Annotated in this window: 1 protein-coding gene; it reads right to left on the reverse strand. The window is 70.4% G+C overall.

Features of this window, described 5'->3' with window-relative positions; all coding sequences use genetic code 11:
- Window positions 1–92 precede the first annotated feature (92 nt).
- Window positions 93–24,236, reverse strand: coding sequence for a non-ribosomal peptide synthetase (locus tag NCO8_RS32305; RefSeq protein ID WP_067636413.1), 24,144 nt, complete (start codon window positions 24,234–24,236; stop codon window positions 93–95).
- Window positions 24,237–24,407 lie beyond the last annotated feature (171 nt).

Raw genomic sequence — 24,407 nt, forward strand, 5'->3', positions numbered from 1 at the left:
CTTTTCTCGACCTCTCGAAAACGGGGGCTGGCGACGTGCGCGGATGCCTGCCGCGGGAGCAGGCTGCAGGCACGACGGCCGGCTCAGCGATTCTATGCGCCGCCCGCCCCCGCCCGTGCATCGACCCTCGTCGTCGCCCGTGGCCGCGGCGCCGGTTCACCACGGCAGGGTGCGTCGAGGACCTGCGCGATGCGGGCGAGCGCGTGCTCGTTCGCCATCGCCCAGTGGGTGGCCTCGATGCGGTGACAGATCACGGCGCCGTCGACGACCGGCGCCCAGGTGGCGGCTCCGTGTGTGCCGGTCGGGTCGTCGACGGTGGCCGCGAAGTAGACGAGGTCACCGTCGAAGCGGCGGGGGCGGTAGTCGTCGACCATGCTCATCGATGCCTGTGCGGCGTCGATGATGCGGGCGATGCGGGCGCGGTCGAGTCCGGCGAGCGGCCCGCCGAGGTTCGCGGCGGCGGCGGTGAGTCCGTCGATGCCGAAGTCGAGTTCCTCGCCCGCCAGGCCGCCGAGCAGGTCGCCGACCGTCGGTGCCGGGGTCTGCTCGGGTCCGTCGCCGAGCCAGCTGTCCATTATGGCCAGTCGTGCGACCTGTTCGCCCTCGGCCCGCAGACCGGTGGCGACCGCGTGCGCGAGCAAGCCGCCGAGCGACCAGCCGAGCAGGTGGTACGGCCCTTCGGGCTGCACCGACCGGATGGCGTCGATGTAGCGCCGCGCCCAGGCGTCGATGCTGTCGGGCAGCGGTTCGTCGGCGGTCAGCGCGGGTGATTGCAGACCGTAGACGGGGCGTTGCGGGTCGAGGTGGCGGGTCAGGCCGGCGAACGACCAGGACAGGCCGCCGACGGGATGGATGCAGAACAGCGGCGCCCCGGTGCCGCCGGTGCGCAGCGGCAGCAGGACGGCGAAGGCGTCGGCCTGCGCGTCGTCGCCACGCAAGCGTTCGACGACGACGGCCGGGGTCGGGTCGGTGAAGAACCATGCCACCGGCACCGGGGTGCCGAGGGTTTCGCTCAGTCGCGAGGCCAGCTGGACCGCGGTGAGGGAGTTGCCGCCGAGGTCGAAGAAGTTGTCGTCCATGCCGATTCGGCCCAGGTCGAGGACCCTGGCGAATTCGGCGGCGACCCGCTGTTCGGTCTCGGTGACGGGTGCCCGATAGGTGGCCTGGCGCAGGCTCGGGACCGGGAGGGCGCCGCGATCGAGCTTGCCCGAGGTGTTCACCGGGAACTCGTCGAGTTCGATGATCACCGACGGCACGAGATAACCGGGCAGTTCGTCGGCCAGCGCCGATCGGAGCGCCGCTGTGTCGAGCACCGAGACGCTCTGAGCGACAACGGCTCCGGGGATGGTGACATCCTCGGACGAGCCGGCGGAGCTTCGCCCCCGTGCGGGAACGACGTACCCGACGAGCCGGTCGGCGCCTGTACCCGGCACCACGGCGGCCGCGGCCTGCGCGACACCCGGTTGCCGTGCCAACACGGCTTCGACCTCGCCGAGTTCGATGCGCTGACCGTTGAGCTTCACCTGTAGGTCGGAGCGGCCGACGTATTCCAGCGCGGCCCTTTCGCCGCGCAAGCGGACGAGGTCACCGGTGCGGTACATGCGGGAGCCCGCCGCTGCGAACGGATCGGGGACGAACCGTTCGGCTGTCAGCACGCCTGCCCCCACGTAACCATGGGCGAGTTGGGCGCCGCCGACGTACAGCTCGCCGACCACACCGGGCGGCACGGGACGCAACCGGGCATCGAGCACGTACAGCCCGGTGTTCCACACCGGTGTGCCGATCGGCACCGTGACGGTGTCGTCGTCGGTGACGACGTGGGTACTCACCTGCACGGCGGTCTCGGTTGGTCCGTAGAGGTTCACGACCTCGGCCCCGGTCACCGCCCGCACCTGCTGGGCGAGCGCCGCGGACAGCGCTTCACCACCGGCGAAGATCCGCCGCAGCGAGACCACCTCTACCCCGCCGTCGATGTGTGCGAGGTAGGCCGCCAACAGGGTCGGCGCGAATTGCGCTGTGTCGACGCGGTGTTCGGTGATGAGGGCGGCCAGGTAGGCCGGGTCGCCGTGGCCGCCTGGGCGGGCGATGACGGTGCGGGCGCCGACGCGGGGACCGAGCAACAGTTCCCAGATCGAGGCGTCGAAGGTGGTCGGCGTCTTGTGCAGCACCGTGTCATCGGCGGTGAAGCCGAATTCCTGTGCCATCCAGTCGAGTTGGTTGACGATCGCCTGGTGCGGCACGCCGACGCCCTTGGGCAGACCGGTGGATCCGGAGGTGAAGATCACGTACGCGGTGTGTTCGGGGTGCAGCGGGTGGGTGCGTTCGGCGTCGTCCACGGGTAGCCCGGAGAGTTCTGCCGTCTCGATCTCGTCGAGCACGACCACGTCGATTCCCCGGCCCACCGAGGTCGGCAGGTCGGCCAGGTCGCGCGAGGTGGTGAGAAGGCAGGCGGGACGGGCGATGTCGAGGACGCGGGCGATGCGTTCGGCCGGATGGTCGGGATCGATCGGCACATAGGTGCCACCGGCGACGATCACCGCGTACAGCCCGACCAGCAGATCCGTCGAGCGGCGCGCCGCCACCGCCACGGCGGTGTCGGGACCGACGCCGAGCGTGAGCAGGTACCGGGCGAGCCGGTTCACCCGGGCCGCGAATTCGCCATAGGTGAGGGTGGTCGTGTCGTCGACGAACGCGATGGCCGCGGGGGTCGCGGCGACCTGCCGGTAGAAGCCGTCGACCACTGTCTCCGGTGCGAGCGGATGATCGGTGTCGCACCAGCTTTCGAGCATCCGGTGGTCGGCGTCGGTGAGCAGGTCGACATCACCGACGGCGATGTCCGGGTCGGCGGTGACAGCGTCGAGGACCCGCACGTACGCCTCGGCCATCCGGTGTGCGGTGGTGGCGTCGAACAGGTCGGTGGCGTAGGTGAGTTGCACCGAGCAGTGGCCGTCGTCGGTGCCCGACAGGACGAGGTCGAGGTCGAACTTGGCGACCGCGGCGTCGGCGTCGAGGGTGGTGACGGTGAGATCCGGCAGCACTACTTCGGTAGGTGTGGCGCCCAGGTTCTGGAAGGCGAGCATCACCTGGAACAGCGGGCTGTGTCCGGCCGAACGAACCGGGTCGAGTACGTCGACCAGGCGTTCGAAGGGCACATCGGCATTGTCGAACGCGTCGAGGTCGACGCGCCTGGCGTCCTTCAGCAGCGCGGTGAAGGAGGCGGCCGGGTCGACACCGGTGCGCAGGACGAGGGTGTTGACGAACATGCCGACCAGGTCGTCGAGCGCGGCGGCGCCGCGTCCGGCGACGGGGGTGCCGATGGCGATGTCGGCCGACCCGCTGAGCCGGGCCAGCAGTACGGCCAGTGCCGCGTGCGCGACCATGAACTCACTCGCGTCCGCCCGCCGCGCCACCGTTGCGACACGCTGCCAGACTTCGTCCGGCACAGCCATTTCCACGCTGGCGCCGCGCTGAGAGGCGACGGCGGGGCGGGGCCGGTCGGTGGGCAGTTCGAGCAGCGGTGCGAGCCCGTCGAGTTCGGTGCGCCAGAACCGCACCTGACGGGCGGCCAGGGCTTCGGGGTCGTGCTCGTCGCCGAGCACGGAACGCTGCCACAGGGTGTAGTCGGCGTATTGGATCGCCAGCGGCGCCCATTCCGGTGCGGTGCCCGTGCGACGTGCCAGGTAGGCGGCGGTGGTGTCGCGCAGCAGCGGTCCGGCGGAGAAGCCGTCGGCGCTGATGTGGTGGATCACCACGACCAGCACCACTTCGTCGGCGGCGCAACGCAATACGCGCACCCGCACAGGCGGGGCGACGGTGACGTCGAATCCCCTGCCGATCTCGGCGGCCACGATCGAGGGCACCGCGATCGGATCGACGGTTTCGACCACCGGGGCGGGGACGAACTCCCACACCGCCTGGTGGCCGATGCCGTCGACCGCCGGGTAGGCGGTGCGCAGTACCTCGTGCCGCTCGAGCACATCGGTGACGGCGGCGGCCAGGGCGTCGGCGTCGACATTGCCGGTGAGCCGCACCGCGATCGGAATGTTGTAGGCGGCCGATTCCGGGTCGAGGCGGTTGAGCAGCCACATGCGCTGCTGTGCTGCCGAGAGCGGAATCCGTGGCGGGCGTGGGCCCGCCACCAATGCGGTGCCCGCGCCGCTGCCCGCGTGGCCGGCGAGCAGCTCGGCCAGTGCGGCGACGGTGGTCGCCTCGAACAGAGTGCGCACCGGCACCCTGGTGGACAGTGCCGCGCCGAGGCGGGCGGCGACGCGGGTGGCGATGAGCGAGTTGCCGCCGAGTTCGAAGAAGTCGTCGTCGAGACCCACCTGCTCGCGGCCGAGCACTTCGGCGAACACCTGGGCCACGGCCCGCTGCGCCGGGGTGATCGGAGCACGGAACGGGCGGGCCACGAACTCCGGTGTCGGCATGGCGGCCCGGTCGAGCTTGCCGGAAGTATTGAGCGGGAAGGCATCCAGCACCACGACGACCGACGGAACCATGTACGACGGCAGCGCACCCCCGACGGCTGTGCGCAGGGACGCCGGGTCCAGCTCGGCGCCCGGCTGCGGCACCGCGTAACCGACGAGGCGGTCGCCCGTCGGGCTCGGCGACACGACAGCCGCGGCCTGACGCACGCCGGGCACGGCCCGCAGCGCCGCTTCGATGTCACCGAGTTCGATGCGCTGACCGCGGAACTTCACCTGGAAGTCGCGACGGTCGAGGTAGACGAGCACACCGTCGCGGGTCCAGCGCACGAGGTCGCCGGTGCGGTACATGCGTTCGCCGGGCGCGGTGAACGGGTCGGCGACGAACCGGTCGGCGGTCAGGTCCGGGCGGTCGAGGTAGCCGCGGGCCAGCTGGTCGCCCGCGAGGTACAGCTCACCAGCCACACCCGGTGCGACGGGGCGCAGCCGGTCGTCGAGCACGTAGACGCGGGTGTTCCATTCGGGCACCCCGATCGGCACGGTCGGCCCGGTCGTGTCGTCGGCGGGCCAGGCGGTCACCGAAACGGCCGCTTCGGTCGGTCCGTACAGGTTGTGCAGTGCCGCATCGGATTTCGCCCGGAAGGCGGCGACCGTATCCGGGGTGAGCGCCTCACCGATGGCGAGCACCAGGCGCAAGCTGCTGAGCTGCTCGGCTTCCGCGTGCGCGGCGAACATACTCAGCATCGACGGCACGAAGTCCGCCACCGTGATGCCCTGGCGCGCGACCAGTTCCGCGAGATACAGCGGGTCACGATGCCCGTCGGGCGCGGCCAGCACCAGCGTTGCTCCCGCCGCGAGCGGCACGAAGTACCCCCACACCGACAGATCGAAGGTCGCGGCCGACTTCTGCAGGTACACATCCCCTGCCCCGAGCCGGTACTGCTCGATCATCCACGCCACCTGATTGCGCACGCCGGCATGACTCATCGCCACACCCTTGGGCCGACCGGTCGAGCCGGAGGTGAACAGGACATACGCCAGGTTCGAATCCCGCAGCGGCGCACGCCGTTCCGAGTCACCGACGGTGTGTGCCGGGTAATGATCCAGGCTGAGCCGGTCGATGCGAACGACGGGAATCCCCGCCGCACCTGCCGACGACGTCGCTACCCTCGCCATAGCCACGTCCAGAAGCGCGGCGGTCCCGGCTGCGTTTGCGCCCGAGGGCGCGACCGTCGCTGAATCCGACGACCTCGCCGGCGCAGCGCCCGCCTGCACCGAGGCGGACGAATTCGCCTCGGTACCGACGACACCCGAACTGGGCGACGCGGACAAGGCCGGCTCCGTCGCCGAGGCGATGGCGCCGATGTCGAAGCGGTCGCGGCTGGTCGTGAGGACCATGTGGGGGCGGGCGGTGGTGAGGATCTGGGTGATGCGGTCGGCGGGGTGGTCGGGGTCGATCGGGACGTAGGCGGCGCCTGCGGTGAGGACCGCGTACATGGCGACGACCAGGTCGACCGAGCGGCGCATGGCCAGGGCGACCAGGGTGTCGGGGCCGACGCCGTCGGCGACGAGGTGGCGGGCCAGGCGGTTTACCCGGGCGTCCAGCTCGCCGTAGGTGAGGTGTTCGCCCTCGAAGATCAGGGCCGTCGCGTCGGGGCGCGCGGCTACCTGGTGACGGTACGGCGCGAGAAGGGTTACCGTGCGGTCGATCTCGTGGTCGGTGTCGTTCCAGTGGTCGAGGATGCGGGTGCGCTCCTCGGCATCGAGCACGTCGATGGCGTTCACAGGAGTCTGCGGTGCCGCAGCGACGGCGGTGAGCAGCCGTTCCAGGCGGGTGACGACGGCGGCGGCGGTTTCGGGATCGAACACGTCGGTGGCGTAGGTGAGTACGCCCGAAACACCGGCTGCGGCACCGTCGTTCGTGTAGTCGTCGCTGACGATCAGGTGCAGATCGAACTGCGACAGCTCCCCGTCGGTGTCCAGGCCCGACACGGTGATGCCGGGCAGTTCGAGTTCGGCGCGTTCGAAGTTCTGGAAGGAGAAGCCCACCTGGAACAGGGGGTGCCGGGCGGTGGAACGCGCCGGGTCGAGCACCTCCACGAGCCGTTCGAACGGCACATCGGCATTGGCGAACACCGCGAGGTCGGTGGCGCGCTGCCGGATCAGCAACTGGCGGAACGATTCTCCCGCCCGTAGCCGGGTGCGGAACACCAGTGTGTTCACGAACATGCCGACGAGATCTTCGAGCGCGGCCTCGCCGCGTCCGGCGACCGGGGTACCCACGGTCACGTCGGTGCTGTTCGACAGCCGTCCGAGCAGGGCGGCGAAGGCGGTGTGCACCACCATGAACAGCGTCGCACCGCACTCGCGAGCCAGCTCGGTGAGCCCGGCGTGGGTGGCGGCGTCGAGAGTGACCGGCACGGTGCCGCCGGCCAACGTTCGCACGGCCGGGCGCGGCCGGTCGAGGGGCAGCGCGAGTTCGTCCGGCACACCGGCGAGTTCGGTGCGCCAGAAGTCGAGCTGGCGGGCGGCCACCGAGGCGGGGTCGGTCTCGTCGCCGAGCACGGCCCGCTGCCACAGCGCGTAGTCCGCGTACTGCACCGGCAGCGGCGCCCACGCGGGGGCGGTACCGTCGCGGCGGGCGAGGTAGGCGGTCATCAGGTCGCGCACGAGCGGCGGCACCGACGACCCGTCGGCGCTGATGTGGTGCACGACCAGGGCCAGCACCGCGTCGTCGGCGTCGAGGCGGTACAGCACGACCCGCCACGGCACCCCGGCGGTCACGTCGAAGGTGGTCGCCGCCAGCTTCGTCACCGCACCGCGCACCTGGTCCGCGGTGGTGTCGCGGATCTCCAGTGCGACACCGGCTTCCGCAGCCGACAGGATCTTCTGCACGGGACCATCGGCAGTCTCCGGGTAATACGTGCGCAGTACTTCGTGCCGGTCGACCAGGTCGTCGACGGCGGCAGCCAACGCGTCGGTGTCGAGCACACCGCGCAAACGGACGGCGATGGGCACGTTGTACCCCACCGAATCCGGATCGAACCGGTTGAGGAACCACATGCGCTGCTGGGCAGGCGAGAGCGGAACCACGGCGGGCCGCTCCCCCGCCGTCAGCGCGAGCCGGGCCGGGCCCGCCTCGGTATCGAGCGCGGTGGCCAGCGCGGCCACGACCGGCGCCTCGAAGATGCGGGCCACCGGCACCTGCCGGTCCAGCGCTGCCCCGAGCCGCGCCGCGACCCGGGTGGCGATCAGTGAGTTGCCACCGAGATCGAAGAAGTCGTCGTCGGCACCGACCTCGTCGATCCCGAGTACCTCCCCGACGATCCCGGCCACCAAAACCTCCGTCGCCGTTGCGGGAGCACGGAACTCGCGCGCGGTCAGCTCGGGGGCGGGCAGCGCCCGTCGATCGAGCTTGCCCGAGGCGTTCACCGGCAGTGACTCGAGGATCACGAACGCGCTCGGCACCATATAGGCCGGCAGCGACTCCTGCAGCCGGGCTTTCACGCCCGCGAGGTCGATATCGGGAGCGATGTCGTCGCCGGCCGACGCGTTCCCGGACGAACCGGCAGGGCGCGAACCAACCTGCGCACCCACCCCTGCCGGCGAAGTTCCGGCACGGGTCCCTGCGCTCTCACCACTCGCGTCCCCCGACATATCCGCACCGGCGTAGGCGAGGCCGGCGCGTAGCGTCCGTCCGGGCGACTCCTGGCCGCGCGCTGCAGCCGAGGCCGTCGGGTGCTGTTCGCGCGACGGGACCAGGTAGGCGGCGAGGTAGGGGCCGGTGCCGTCGTCGCGGACGGTCACCACGGCGCGGTCGACCGTGTCGATACCGCCGAGCACGGACTCGATCTCACCCAGTTCGATGCGAAGGCCGCGCAGCTTCACCTGGAAGTCGGTGCGGCCCAGGTATTCCAGTTCACCGGTGCGGGTGCGTACGACGAGGTCGCCGGTGCGGTACATGCGTTCGCCGGGTGCGCCGTAGGGGTTGGCGACGAAGCGGTCGGCCGACAAGTCCGGGCGGCCGAGGTAACCACGGGCCAGCTGCACACCGGCGAGGTAGAGCTCGCCGGCTGTGCCGACGGGCACGGGGCGCAAGCGGCCGTCGAGGACGTGCAGGGTGGTGTTGGCGACAGGCGCCCCGATCGGCACGGTCACGGTGTCGGCGTCGGTGACCTCGTGGAAGGTGACGTCGACGGCGGCCTCGGTCGGGCCGTACAGGTTGTGCACGGCCACACCGGGAATCAGCGCGCGCAGGCGCTGCGCATCGGCGGCGGGCAGTGTCTCACCGGAGGCGAAGACCTGACGCAGCGACGCACAGTCGGCGGAGCGGGGTTCGGCGAGGAACGCGGCGAGCATCGACGGAACGAAGTGCGCCACACCCACTCCGGTGCGGGTGATGACCTCGGCCAGGTAGGCGGGGTCACGGTGCCCGTCGGGGCGGGCGATCACCAGGGTGGCGCCGATCTGCAAGGGCCAGAACAGTTCCCACACCGACACGTCGAAGGTGATCGGCGTCTTCTGCAACACGGTGTCGACCGGTGTGAGCCCGTAGGTGTCCTGCATCCAGACCAGACGGTTGACGATGGCGGTGTGGCTCACCGCCACACCCTTCGGCTTCCCGGTCGATCCGGACGTGAACAGCACGTACGCCAGGTCGGCACCGCGCAACGACCGGAGACGCTCGGCATCGGTCACCGGGTGGGCGTCGAAACCGCCGAGGTCGAGTTCACCGGGATCGATGGTGCGCGTGCCGGTTTCGGGGAAGCCGGATGCGGCGAGGACGCAGACCGGTGCCGCGGTGGCGAGCACATCGGCGATCCGGTCGGCGGGGTGGTCGGGGTCGAGCGGCAGGTACGCCGCACCCGCCGCCTGCACCGCGTAGAGCGCGACGAGCAGATCGATTCCGCGCCGCAGCCCGACACCTACGATGGCGCCGGGTCCCACCCGCTCCGCGATCAGCCGGCGCGCGAGACGAGCCACACGAACAGCGAACTCGCCGTAGGTGATTCGCTGCCCCTCGAACTCGAGGGCGATGGCGTCCGGGGTGCGAAGGGCCTGTTCGGCGAACAGCGATACGAGCGTGGCGTCGGTGTCCAGAGGTGCGTGGGTCGAATTCCAGGCTGCGAGCTGGGCCCGGTCGGTGTCGTCGAGCAGGTCGATCTCACCGACGGTCACCGTGTCGTCCGCGACCACGGCACGCAGCACGCGGACGAACCGCGCGCCGAAGGCGGCGACGGTCTCGGCGTCGAACAGGTCGGTGGCGTACCGCAGCCACCCGCGCATCCCCGGTTCACCACTGGCACCGGCGATTTCGTTGACGGCGAGCGACAGGTCGAACTGCGTGGTCGCGGCGGGCAGCGCGAATTCATCGATCCGCAGGCCCGGCAGTTCGACGGTGGTGTCGTCGCGGTGCTCGAACGCGAGCATCACCTGCACGATCGGGGCGTACGAGGTGGAGCGCACCGGGTTGAGTTCGTCGACGAGCCGTTCGAACGGCAGGTCCGCGTGCGCGAAGGCGCGCAGATCGGCCGCACGCACGGTGGCGAGCAGGTCGGCGAACGCCGCTCCCGCGTCCAACGGGGTGCGCAGGACCAGGGTGTTGACGAACATGCCGACGAGGTCGTCGAGCGCCGCATCGGCTCGTCCCGCGACCGGAGTGCCGATCGCGATATCGCCGCCCGCACCGTGCCTGGCCAGCAGCACCGCGAACGCCGCGTGCACCACCATGAACGTGGACACTCCGTGCCTGCGGGCCAGCGCCTCGATTCCGGCGACGACCTCGGTTGGCACATCGAACCCGACGGCGGCGCCCTCCCCGGCGCGCACAGCGGGACGCGGCCGATCCGTCGCCAACTCCAGAGCCGGTGCCAGTCCGGTCAATTCGTCACGCCAGTGCGCCAGCTGCCGTGCCAGGCGCGACTGCGGATCCTCGGCTTCACCGAGGACTTCACGCTGCCACAGCGTGAAGTCCGGGTACTGCACCGGCAACGGCTCCCACCGCGGCGCGACCCCCGCCGTCCGCGCGGCATACGCGGCGATGAGATCCCGCGCCAACGGCGTGATGGACACACCGTCAGCGGCGATGTGGTGCACGGCCAGCACGAAGACATGCTCACGGTTCCGCGCGGAACCGTCAGTCGAGAGCGGCGACGCCGCGATCGGGCGCAGGAGGGCCGCGCGCAGGGGAGGCTGGGTGGTGAGGTCGAAGCCTGCGCCGACGACGGTGCGGACCGCGGCGGTCAAGGCCGACTCGGGGATCTCTTCGAGTACCGCGTCGGGTAGGGCCTGGTCGACCGGAAGGACCACCTGGGTGGGGCCGTCCGCGTCTTCGGGGAAGACGGTGCGCAGGGCCTCGTGGCGGGCGAGGACGTCGGCGAGGGCGGCCCACAGGGCGGCGATGTCGAGGTCACCGGTGAGGCGCAGGGCGATGGGCAGGGTGTAGACGGCCGAGTCGGGGTCGATGCGGTTCAGCAGCCAGAGGCGAGTCTGGGCCAGCGACAACGGGATTCGGTCGGGGCGCGGGTGTACCGCAGCCAGCGGCGGCAGCTGTTCGCCGGCAGAGGCGCGTTCGGCCAGCCGGGCTACAGTCGGTGCTTCGAACACGTCGCGCACGTCGAGGGCGCTGCCGAGCGCCGCGTTGGCGCGGGCGACCAGCCGCATGGCCAGCAGCGAGTTGCCGCCGACGGCGAAGAAGTCGTCGTCGGCACCGATGCGGGCCACGCCCAGCAGGTCGGCGATCACCTCGGCGAGCGTGGTCTGGGCGCCGGGACGTGGCGCCACGTAGGCGGTGGTGACCGACAGATCGGCAGCGGGCAGCGCGGCACGGTCGAGCTTGCCCGCCGAATTCAGCGGCACCGTGTCCAGCACGACGAAATGCGTGGGAACCATGTAGGCGGGCACCCGGCTCGCCACATGATCGCGCACATTCGCGGCGTCGACCGCACCGGCCACATAACCGACCAGGCACTGTCGGCCCGCGTCGTCGGTGGCGGGCAGAACCGTCGCGTGGGTGACACCGGGTGCGTCGCCGAGGGCGGCCTCGATCTCACCCAGCTCGATCCGCAGGCCTCGGATCTTCACCTGGAAGTCGTTGCGGCCCAGATAGATCAGGGCACCGTTGCGGTCACGGCGGACCAGGTCGCCGGTGCGGTACATGCGGGTACCGTTCGCGCCGAACGGGTCGGCGACGAAACGGTCGGCGGTCAGATCCGGCCGCCCCAGGTAGCCACGGGCCAGCTGGGCGCCCGCCAGGTACAGCTCACCCGTCACACCGGTCGGCACCGGGTGCAGCCGTTCGTCGAGGACGTAGGCGCGCACATTCCAGGTGGGCCTGCCGATGGGCATTTCGGTCTGTTCGACCGGTGCCGTGATCTGCTGGAAGGTGCTCGTGATCGCCACCTCGGTCGGCCCGTAGGTGTTGTGCAGCTCGACGGGGAGCGTGGCCAGCACCGTCGCCGCGAGCGGGGCGGGCAGTTCCTCGCCACCCACATGCAGCATGCGCAGGCCGCGCAGGGCATCGCCCAGCCCTTCGGCGAGCATCGCCGACAGCACCGACGGCACCAGCTCGACCACGGTGACACGCTGTTCGCGCAGTACCCGAGCCTGATAGGCGAGGTCGAGGTGACCGCCCGGGCGCAGCAGCACCAGGGTGGCGCCGAGCAACGCCGGGGCCAGCAGCTCCCACAGCGACACATCGAAGGTCAGCGTGGCGCGCTGCAGCAGGCGATCCTCGGCAGTCAAGGCGTATTCACCTCGCAGCCAGCACAATTCGTTCACTACCGCCCGGTGGGTGACGAGCACGCCCTTGGGCAGGCCGGTGGAACCGGAGGTGAACAGGGCATACGCCGGATGGTCCGGCAGCAGCGGTGCGAGGCGTTCGGCATCGGTGACCGGGGTGCCCGGCACCGGGACCTGCGCGGGATCCTCGAGCTGGGCGACGGTGAGCACCGGGAACCCGGACCGCGAGGCGGCCGCGAAATGCACCGAGGCGGTGGCGGACCGGATGCCCGCGTCCACGTGATCGAGGTCGCTCGCCTCAGCTGCGACGACCAATCGCGGTGCTGCCGTGGCAAGTACATGCCCGATGCGGTCGGCGGGCTGGGCCGGGTCGATCGGCACGTACACGCCACCGGCGGCGAGCACACCGTGCAGCACGACCAGCAGCTCGATCCCGCGCGGAACAGCGACGGCGACCGGGGTTTCCGGCCCGACACCGCACCCGATCAGCCTGCGCGCCAGTTGATTGGCTCTGGCCGCGAGCACACCGTAGGTGATCTCGGCGCCCTCGAAAACGGCCGCGACCGCCTGCGGATCGCGCACGGCCGCCGCATCGAGCAGGTGGGCGGCCAGCGGTGCGCCGATGCCCAGCTCGGTCAGCTCCTCGTCGAGCCGAACCACCTCGCCGTGCGGTACCGCCACCAGCTCGGCGCGGGCGGGTTCGGCGAGTAGTTCCAGATCTCCGACAGGTGTCGCCGGAGCCTGCACGGCCGCGCGGAGCACGAGCTCGAGCATGGTGGCCATCGCCGCGACGGTCTCGGCGTCGAAAAGGTCCGTCGCATAGCGCAGTTCGAGATCGAGGCCGTCGGGCTCGCCGTCGGCGCCGAACCGGTCGACGAAGGTGAAGTCCAGGTCGACTTCGATCGGCGCGTCCGGCAGCTCGAGACCAGAGAGGGTGAGCCCGGGCAGTTCGAACGCGGCGCGCCGCTGATTCTGCAGGGCGAGCGACACCTGATACAGCGGCGAATAGCCCTGTGAGCGTGCGGGGTTCACCGCGTCGACGAGGGTTTCGAACGGGACGTCGGCGTTGTCGAAGGCATCGAGGTCACCGGCGCGGACCTGGTCGAGCAGGTCGGCGAATCCGGTTTCGCCGCGCACCTCGGCGCGCAGGACGAGCGTGTTGACGAACATGCCGACGATGTCGTCGAGTTCGCGATGACCACGCCCCGCCACCGGGGTGCCGACCACAATGTCGGACCCCGCCGACAGCCTGGCCAACAGCACCGCGAGGCCAGCGTGCAGCACCATGAACGTGGTCGCCCGGCGCGCCCGAGCCAATTCCTCGATCCCCCGGTGCAAGTGCGCGTCGAAGGCGGTGACCAAGGTGGCCCCGCGATTGGAGGCGATCAGCGGCCTGCGACGGTCCGTCGGCAGGGTGAGGACATCGGGCAGCGCGGCCAGGCGGTTCCGCCAGTAGCCGAGCTGGCGGGCCAGCGGTGCGTCCGGGTCGTCGACGCTGCCGAGCCCCTCGGTCTGCCACAGCGCGTAATCGGCGTAATGCACGGTGAGCGGCGGCAGTTGCGGTGCGCTGCCGGTGGCGCGGGCGGCATAGGCGGCCACCAGGTCACGGGTGAGCGGGCCCATCGACCAGCCGTCGGCGGCGATGTGGTGCACGACGAGCACCAGCACGTGCTCGGCCGGCGTCACCCGAAGGAGTGCGACACGCACCGGCACCTCGGTGGTGATGTCGAAACCGCCCGACAGCACCTGCGCGACGGCCCCGGACACGTCGGTGGGGGCAACGTCGGTGACCGTGAGCTCGGGAACGAACGGTTCGCCGACGAATTGCGTTGCCTGTCCGTCGAATTCGGGGTAGGTGGTGCGCAGGGTCTCGTGCCGGGCGACCAGGTCGCCCAGGGCACCGCGCAGGGCGGCGACGTCGAGTTCGCCGCTGAGGCGGATGGCCACGGGGATGTGATAGGCGGCGGACCGCGGGTCGAAGCGGTGCAGGAACCACATCCGCTGCTGCGCGGGCGACAACGGGATCCGTTGCGGGCGTGTACCACCCACCGGTCCGCGCCTGGTCCCGGTGCCACGCAGAGTGTCGAGACGCTGCGCCAGGCCACTGACGCTGCTCGCCTCGAACAGTTCACGGACCGCGACACGCGCGTCGAGCGCGGCTCCGAGGCGTGCCGCCACCTGCGTGGCCAGCAGGGAGTTGCCGCCGAGCGCGAAGAAGTCGTCGTCGGCGCCGACCCGGTCCAGTTCGAGCACGCCGGCGAAGGTGGCGGCGACGACGCGTTCGGTCGTGGTCGCGGGCTCCCGGTAATCGGTGCGGCGCGCCTGTGGGGCGGGCAGTGCGCGGCGGTCCAGCTTGCCGGAGGCGGTGAGCGGCAGTTCGTCGAGGAACACGTAGGTGCCTGGCACCATGTAGGCGGGCAAGGTGGCGGTGACTGCGGCGTCGAGATCCGCCGGAGTGCAGGTGTCACGGTTGGGTGCGCCCGAGACTGTGCCACCGACACCGACACCTACATCCACACCGGCCTCGGTCGAGGCTGGTTGCGCACCGCCCGTCGGTACGGCGCCGCCCGCGGCCGAAGCCGATTGCGCACCACCCGCCGGTACGACACCGCCTGCGGCCGAAGCCGATTGCGCACCACCCAACGGGATGACACCGCCTGCGGCCGAAGCCGATTGCGTACCACCCGCCGGTACGGCGCCGCCCGCGGCCGAAGCCGATTGCGCACCACCCGCCGGTACGACACCGCCTGCGGCCGAAGCCAATTGCGCACCACCCGCCGGGATGACACCGACTGAGGCAGAGGTTGATCGTGCATTCGCGCCCGGTTCGGCTTCGGTGTTGTCGCGGACGATGTAGGCGACGAGCTGGTCGGGCTTACCGTCGTCCGAGCGGACGACGACCACCGCGCGGCGAACGCCGGGGACCGTGGTGAGGGCTGCTTCGATCTCGGCGGGTTCGATGCGCAGGCCACGCAGTTTCACCTGGAAATCGGTGCGGCCCAGGTAGTGCAGGGCGGGGCCGGTGGCGGTGGTGCGCCAGGTGACCAGGTCACCGGTGCGGTAGAGGCGCTCGCCGGTGCCGAACGGGTTCGCGACGAAACGCTCGGCGGTGAGGTCGGCGCGGCTGTGGTAGCCGTCGGCGAGCTGGGCGCCGGCCACGTACAGTTCGCCGGGCACACCGGCCGGGACCGGGTGCAGGCGCGAATCGAGCACGTACACCGAGGTTTCGGCAACTGGGGTACCGATGGGCACGGTCGCACCCTGATCGTCGGCGAACCGGTGGGTGGTCACCTGGATGGCGGTTTCGGTCGGCCCGTACAGGTTCACCACAGTGGCACCGGTGCGTTCGCGGACGGTGCGCGCCAGTTCGGTGGTCAGCGCCTCACCACCGGCGAACACCAGCCGCAGCGACTGCTGCCCCTCGGTGACATGGCTGCCCGGATCGGCCGGTCCGGAAACCGTCGAGCGCGAGCGGGCTGCCCGTTCGCCTGCCGATCCGGCCGTTTCCGCCATCACAGCTGTCAGCACCGACGGCACGTACTGCACCACGCTCACCCGGTGCCGGGCCGTTGCGGCGGCAAGATACGCCGGATCGCGATGACCGTCGGGCGAGGCAAGTACCAGTCGGGCACCGACTTGCAAGGGCCACAACAGTTCCCACACCGAGGCGTCGAAGGTGAACGGCGTCTTCTGCAGCACCACGTCGTCGGCACCGAGCGGATAGGCGCTCTGCAACCACCGCAGCTGGTTGACCACCGCACGGTGCGGAACCGCGACCCCCTTGGGCCGACCGGTCGAGCCGGAGGTGAACAGCACATAGGCGAGGTTCTCGGGACGCAGTGGGGCACAGCGCTCTTCGTCGGCGATCGGATCGCCAGACAGTGCCGACAGATCGAGAGTGTCCACCTCGACCACCGAATCACCCACGCCGAAACCACTTCCGGCGACGGTGAGCACACACACCGGTGCCGTCTGAGCGAGCACATAGGCGGTTCGGTCAGCTGGATGATCCGGGTCCACCGGCACATACGCCGCCCCGGCCGCGAGCACGGCGTGCACCGCGACCAACTGGTCGACACCACGCCGCATCGCCACGGCCACCAGCGAACCCGGCCCCGCACCGAGCCCGATCAAGTGCCGGGCCAGCCGAGCGACCCTCGCACCGAACTCGGCGTACGTGAGCCGCACCGACACCGGACCGCTCACCGCTACCGCGTTGTCGGTTCCAGCACTGCCATACTCTGCCCCACCTCGCTCGACGTGGCGGAAGTCCGAAGTCTCCACACCGCCCACCCGGCTGGGCCCGGCATCGGAAACATTCGGTGTCGCAGTGCGATTCACACTGCGGGGCCCGACGGTCTGCTCATCGAGGGCCACCGCTGTCTCCGCATGATCCGCACCACGTGCTACTCCCACTGGCTCGGTATCGACGATGACAGCTGTCGCGCCGGGACAGGCGGCGACCCGGTCTGCGAACAGCGATGCCAGGGTGGCGGTAGCGGCGGGCGCGGGGGTGGCATGGCCGGTGGCGGCGTGGTTGCCGAAATTCGTTACCAGGGCTGAAGCAGCATCGGAATCCGCCAGGGCGGCCGGGCCCGACGCGGCCGGGTCGGTCGACTGCGTGACCAGGGCCGAACCGGTCGCAGCAGCCCAGTTCCCGGTGGCGAGCAGTTGCATGCGTTCCGCGTGGTCGAGGAGGTCGATGTCGCCGACCGGGCGCGTGGGGTCCGTCAGTGCGCTGGTGAGAGCACGACGCAGGCGGGTGGCGAAACCGGCGACGGTTGCCGCGTCGAACAGATCGGTGGCGTAGAGGAAAGCACCGGAAAGTCCTGCGGGAGCGCCGTTCTCGTCGCGGCGTTCGGTGAGGGTGAGTTCCAGGTCGAACTTGGCGACCGTTGTGGGCAGGTCGACGCCACCGACCGTCAGACCGGGCAGGACGAGTTCGCGCGCGGTGTCCTCGTTCAGCGACAGCATCACCTGGAAAAGAGGATTGCGGGCCGTGGAACGCACCGGGTCGAGCGCTTCGACGAGCCGTTCGAACGGCACGTCGGCGTGCCCGAACGCCGCCAGATCGGTGTCACGGACCCGCGCGACCAGCTCGGCGAACGGCGTCGCGGGCGTCACCTCGGTGCGCAGCACCAGGGTGTTGACGAACATGCCGACGAGGTCATCGAGTGCGCGGTGCCCACGTCCCGACACCGGTGTACCGATGGCGATATCGGTGGTCGCCGACAAGCGCGCCAACAACACGGCGAATACCGCGTGCACGGCCATGAACACCGTCACCCCGTGCGCTCGTGCGAATTCGGCCAGCGCGCGGTGCGTTTCGGCCTCGAACTCGACTGTGTGCACCGCTCCTCTGCGCGAGGCGACCGCAGGCCGCGGCCGGTCGGCAGGCAACTCCAACTGCTCCGGCAGCCCGTCCAGCGTCCTACGCCAGTACGAAAGCTGCTGGGCAGCCACCGATCCGGGGTCGGCCGCGGTGCCGAGCACCGCATGCTGCCACACCGCGTAATCGGCGTACTGCACGCTCAGCGGCTCCCACGCGGGAGCCTCCCCCACAGCCCGCGCCCCGTACGCGGCGAGCACATCGCGGATCAACGGGCCGAACGAAAATCCGTCCGCCGCAATGTGATGCAGCACGATAGCCAGCACATACTCCGCTGCGCCGTCAACCGACACAGCAGCTTCCCGTGCTTCTCCGGGGATCTGACCGACACCGGCCGATGCGTCTCCGCCGAACTGCTCCTGCGCAGTCAGCAGCGCCTGCGCGGTGAACTCCACCGTACCGCCCTGCGCCGCACCGGACCTCACGCCGTCGTCGGTGGGCGCGTCCCCGTCGAGCATCGTAAACACGCCCGTCGATACACCCGTATCTTGCAGTGCCGCAACGGTACTCGCGGGATCGACAAGCAGCGGTTCCTCGCCGGAGCGCGCTGACGTATCGATCGGACCGTGCCCGTCACTCGGCGCTTCCCCGGTGTCGCGCACGCGGAACAGGGCGATGCGGAGGGGTGCGTCGGTGGTGAGGTCGAAGCCGGTCGTGGCGAAGGTGCGGATCGCGTCGGGAAGGTCGTCGGTGGGGAGGACCTCGGGGTGGATGTCGGGCAGAAGGCCGGGGACGGGGAGGATTTCGGCGATCGCGTGGCCGTCGCGTTCGGGGTAGCGGGTGCGCAGGACCTCGTGGCGGTCGAGGACGTCGACGAGGGCTGCGCGGAGGGCGGGCACGTCGAGGTCGCCGGTGAGACGCACGGCCATCGGGATGTTGTCGGCGGAGGAAGCGGGGTCGAAGCGGTTCAGGAACCACATGCGCTGCTGGGCCGGGGACAGCGGCAGCGGGTCGGGGCGCACGCCCGCGACGAGGGCCGGGCCGGCGCCGGTGCCGCGCAGGCGGTCGGCGGCGTCGGCCAGGGTGCGGACCGAGGCGGTGTCGAACAGTTGCCGCACCGGGATGCGGATATCGAGGTCGGTGCCGATGCGGGCCATCACGCGGGTGGCGAGCAGCGAGTTGCCGCCGAGTTCGAAGAAGTCGTCGTCGCGACCGACCTGTTCCAGGCCGAGAACCTCGGCGAACGCGTCCGCGACCACCTGTTCGGCACGGGTGACGGGCGCGCGGTAGACGGCGGCCTCGAACACGGGAGCAGGCAGCGCCGAACGATCCAGTTTGCCGACCGGAGTCAGCGGCACCTCGTCCAGAGTCATGATCGTGGCTGGCACCATGTGCGCGGGCAGGTGCGCGGCGGAATGCGCTAGCAATTCCGAGGTGTCGACGGCGGCCTCGGGGACCGGCACCACATAGGACACCAGCAGGGTCGCACCAGCCTCGGTGCGGTGCCCGATCGTGACGGCGAAACGCACCGCCGGATGCTTGGCGAGGACCGCGTCGATCTCACCGAGTTCGATCCGGAACCCACGCACCTTCACCTGGAAGTCGTTGCGCCCCAGGAATTCCAGATCGTAGGAATCACCGCGACGCACCCAGCGGACGGTGTCACCGGTGCGGTACATCCGCTCCCCCGGCGCGCCGTACGGGTTGGTGACGAACCGGCTGGCGGTCAACGCGGGCCGACGATGGTAGCCGCGCGCCAACTGCGCGCCCGCGATGTAGAGCTCACCGACGACACCGGCAGGCACCGGGCGCAACCGCTCGTCGAGGACCAATTCGGTGGTCCCCTCCACGGGCCCGCCGAGGGTGATCGGCGTGGTGGCGCCGAGTGGTTCGCTGATATTGGTGACGATCGTGGTTTCGGTCGGCCCGTACCCGTTGCGGAACACCAGCCCGGGGATCGCCGCCGTCCACCGTGCCACCAGCTCCGCCGGACACGCCTCGCCACCCACCACGACGACCCGCAGATCGTCGAGCCCGGCCGGGTCGACCGTCGCGAGCGCCGACGGCGTGATGACCACATGGGTCACCCGCTCGACCCGCAACAGTTCACCCAGCTCCGCCCCACCGAACACCCCGTTCGGCGCGACGACCATGGTCGCTCCAGCACTGACAGTCAGCAGCAGCTCGGCCACCGAGATGTCGAACGACGGCGACGCCACATGCAGGACCCGCGCGTCCGCCGCAGCCCGGTACCGCTCTGCCTGCACGGGCAGATACGCGGCGACCGCGGCGTGCGGAATCACCACGCCTTTGGGCAGACCGGTGGTGCCGGAGGTGTAGATGACATAGGCCGGGTCGAGCGGATGCGGTCTGCGAGCATCACCCGACGCTCCGAGCCCATCGATAGCAATGTCAGCGGCGCCGAATCCATCGGCGGCTTTCCCGGCTTCGGCCGAATGCGGGTCCGTAGCATCGCTGTTGCCCAGGACATCTGGCGCGAAGGTCGCAGCCGCGACATCTGCTCGGTCAACTGCGGACGAATCACCTTCATCCGCATCTGGTTTCGCACCTGACAGAGGACGGTACGACAGGCCGTGTCCGAGGCTGATCCGGCCACCATCGCCCTCGGCAAGCCTCGGCGCGGCGACATCGGGACCGGCGTGTGCGTCGGTGTGCACGGCGGCGAGGTCGACAACCAGCCAGTCCACGGCAGCGGGCAGGTCGGCGTGGAGCTCGTCGGTGGTGATGCCGGCGGCGGCGCCGGAGTCGGCGAGCATGTGGGTGATGCGGTCGGCCGGGTAGTTCGGGTCGACCGGGAGGAAGCCGGCGCCCGACTTGATGACGGCCCACACGGCGGTCACCGACGCAGCAGAACGCGGAATGCTCACGGCAACAACATCACCCGGTCCGACACCGTTGCCGGTCAGCCGGGTGGCAATGCGGGTGGAGGCGGCGTCGAGTTCGCCGTAGGTGAGAGTGCGGTCGCCGTCGCGGATGGCGACGGCGGCCGGGTCGGCGGCGGCATGGGCCAGCACTTCGGGCAACAGGGGTGCGGGCTCGGCGACACCGCCGCTGCGGGTGGTGAGTTCGGCGAGTTCGGTACCGATCAGCAGCGGCAGGTCTGCTACCGGGGTATGCGGTGCGGCGGCGATCGCAGCGAGCAGACCGGTGAACCGGCGCACCATCGCAGCGACCGTCGACGCGTCGAACAGATCTGTGGCGTAGGAGAATTCGCCGGAGAGACCATCGGTTGCGGCGGTGCGCAATGTCACCGACAGGTCGAACTTCTCGATGTCGTAGGGCAGGTCGACCGCGCTTGCCCGCAGGCCGGGCAGTTCGAAGGTGGTCACCGGTAGGTTCTGCAGCGACAACGCGACCTGGAACAGGGGGTGCCGACCGGCCGAACGAGCGGGCGCCAGCACTTCGACGAGCCGCTCGAAGGGCAGCGTGGTGTACTCGAAGGCGGCCAGGTCGTCGGCCCGGACGCGGCCGAGCAGATCGGCGAACGGTTCCCCGGCGCGCACCTGGGTACGCAGCACCGCGGTGTTGACGAACATGCCGATCACATCGTCGAGTTCGGCAGCACCGCGCCCGGCGACCGGGCTGCCGATCGCCACATCCGCATTGCCCGACAGGCGGGCGATGAGCACCGACAGCGCGGCATGCAGCACCATGAACAGCGTCGCACCACGTTCGGCGGCAACAGAATTCAGTGCCGTGACCAACTCGGCGTCCAGGCTGAACTCGACCCGCCGCCCACGCATCGAGGCGGTCGCCGGGCGCGGCCGATCCGTCGGCAACCCCGACTCGTCCGGCAGACCGGCCAGCGCCGCCCGCCAGAACGCGATCTCCCGCCCCGCCTGCGAAGCCGGGTCGTCCTCTTCACCGAGCACGGCCCGCTGCCACAGCGTGTAATCGGCGTACTGCACCGCCAACGGTTCCCACGCAGGCGCCGCCCCGCCGGTCCGCGCTTGATACGCGGCCATCGTGTCCCGCACGAGCGGTCCCGCCGACCATCCGTCGGCCGCGATGTGGTGCACCACGAGCACCAGCACGTGATCCCCGTCGACCTCGAACAACCGCACCCGCACCGGCGGCGCCACCGTCACATCGAAACCGCGCAGGATCTCCCCGGCGATCACCTCCCGCAGTTCGTCCGCCGCAACAACGATCGGATCCAACAGCGCCGCACCAACGCCTTCGCCACCGACACCAGCGGCACCGACAGCACCACCCCTGGCCCTGGCATCGGCGACTGCCCCGACCGCACCGGACTCGGCATCCGCAGCGCCGAGCGCCGGTTCCGCACTCGCAGCAAGACCAGCGACGTACAGGGCACCGTGCCCACCGGCGCCGGGGACCGTTGCCCCGGCACCGGCCGTGCGCGCCGACTCGGCCACCAGGAGCGCATAAGCCTCGGCGGGGTCGAGCACTACCTGCGTCCCGGCCCCGTCCACCTCGGGGTAGACGGTCCGCAGTACTTCGTGCCGGGCGATCAGGTCGTGGACGGCCGCACGCAAGGCCGCATGGTCGAGCGCACCGGAGAGGCGGACCGCGATCGGGATGTTGTAGGCGCCGGTGGCCGGGTCGAAGCGGTTCAGGAACCACATGCGTTGTTGCGCGGGCGACAGGGGCAGAACGGAGGGGCGCGGTCCCGCGACGAGAGCCGGACTCTCCTCGACAGAGCCCGCATCGATCAACGACGCGAGAACCGCGACAGTGGGACTGTCGAAGAAGTCTCGAACATCAACGCGCACACCGAAATTCGCGTGCAGGCGCGCGATGGCACGGGTGGCGATCAGCGAGTTGCCACCGAGCCGGAAGAAGTCGTCGTCAAGGCCGACGGTCTCCACATCGAGCAGTTCGGCGAACAGCGCCGCCACCGCCCGCTCGGTCGCGGTCACAGGCGCACGGAACTCCGCCGCGGCCACACGGAAGTCGGGCTCGGGCAATGCTTTCCGGTCCAGCTTGCCGCTCGCATTGATCGGCATCGCGGGCAACCACACCAGCAGCGATGGCACCATGTATTCCGGCATCGACGCCTTCGCATGCGCCACCAGCTCGGCCTCGTCGAGCGGCTCCCCGTCGACACTCACCACATACCCGACCAGCGCCTCACCGGCCGCGTGCCGGTGCAGCACCACCGCGGCATTGCCGACGCGCGGGTGCGCCGCGAGCACGGCCTCGATCTCACCGAGTTCGATCCGCAATCCACGCAACTTCACCTGGAAGTCGGTGCGCCCCAGGTATTCCAGCTCGGCACCGCCGGGCAGCTGCCGCACGAGGTCACCCGTGCGATACATGCGTTCACCGGGCTCGCCGTAGGGATTGGCGACGAACCGGTCGGCAGTCAGGCCGGGCCGGGCCACGTAACCACGGGCCAGCTGCACACCGGACAGATACAGCTCGCCGACCACCCCGGCGGGCACCTGGTCGAGGTTCTCGTCGAGCACGAGCAACCCGGTGTCGTCGGCGGGTCCACCGATCGGCACCGACACCTCGTCGGCCTCGGTCACCTCGTGCGCGGTGACGTCGACCGCCGCCTCGGTCGGCCCGTACAGGTTGTGCAGGGCCGTCGCCGACAGTTTGCGCAGCCGCGCGGCGGTCGCGGCGGGCAATGCCTCACCGGAGGCGAACACCATCCGCAACGACGACAGATCCGCGACCGTCACGGCCTCGGCGAGCTCACCGACGAAGGCGGCCAGCATGGACGGCACGAAGTGGGTCACCGTCACGCGGTGCCGGGCGATCAGGTCGGCCAGGTAGGCGGGATCACCGTGCCTGCCCGGCTCGGCGACCACCAGCCGGGCACCGATCTGCAAGGGCCAGAACAGCTCCCACACCGACACGTCGAAGGTGTACGGGGTCTTCTGCAACACCACGTCGTCTTCGGTCATCGCATAGTTGCGCTGACGCCAGTCCAGGTTCGCCACGATCGCACCGTGGGTCACCGCGACACCCTTGGGCCGACCGGTCGACCCGGAGGTGAAGATGACATACGCCGTGTTTCCGGCCCGCGCATGCACCCCGAGCTCGGCCGGTACCGCGGACCAGTCGATGTCGTCGGTGCGCAACACCGTCGCCCCACCCAGGTCCGGTTCGTCACACACCCGCGTCACCACCACCACGGGCCGTGCCACCTCGAGTACGTAGTGCAACCGGTCCACCGGGTGATCCGGGTCCAGCGGCACGTACGCCCCACCCGCCCGCACGATCGCGTGCACGGCGACGATCAACTCGACACTGCGCCGCATCGCCAACCCGACCAGCGACTCCGGGCCGACGCCGAGCCCAGCCAACCGACCTGCCAGCACCCGGACCCTGGCATCGAATTCGGCATAGGTCAGCTTCTGGTCACCGAACTGCACCGCCACCCGATCCGGAGTGCGCGCCACCTGCTCGGCGAACCGGTCGACCAGCGTCGCCCCGGCGACGGGCGTCTCGATCCCGAGCACGGTCATCGCATCGGCGGCCAACGTGTTCAGCAACCGACCGAAGGTACCCTCGGCCGCGTCGACAACCCCCGGGAACAGCTCGGCGAGCACGACCTGGACGAGCGTCTCGGGATCGAGCGCCCCGCCGGTGAGCTCCGCCATCAGTGTGAGCTGGGCATCCAGCTCCGCGTAGGACACCGAGGTGCCGTCGAATCCGACGGCGGTCCGTGCCGGTTCCATCGCCGCGACCGTCGCCACCAGCGCCGCCAGCTGATCGATCTGCGCGCACGCCGGAGTGGGGTTGGTCATCGCAACACTGCCTTCCATCTACCGGCCGCGGGTAACGCCACGCAGCCGCGAAAAACTCTCGGAACTCCCCCGGCTCGCACCGGGTCGGGGATCGGCGCGCGGACGGCCAACCCCGGGCACCCTGCCCGAAATCCGCCCGCTCACACCGGAATTCAGTGCGATCGGCTATGA

It is taken from the genome of Nocardia coubleae NBRC 108252 (assembly GCF_001612805.1).
GTDB lineage: Bacteria > Actinomycetota > Actinomycetes > Mycobacteriales > Mycobacteriaceae > Nocardia > Nocardia coubleae.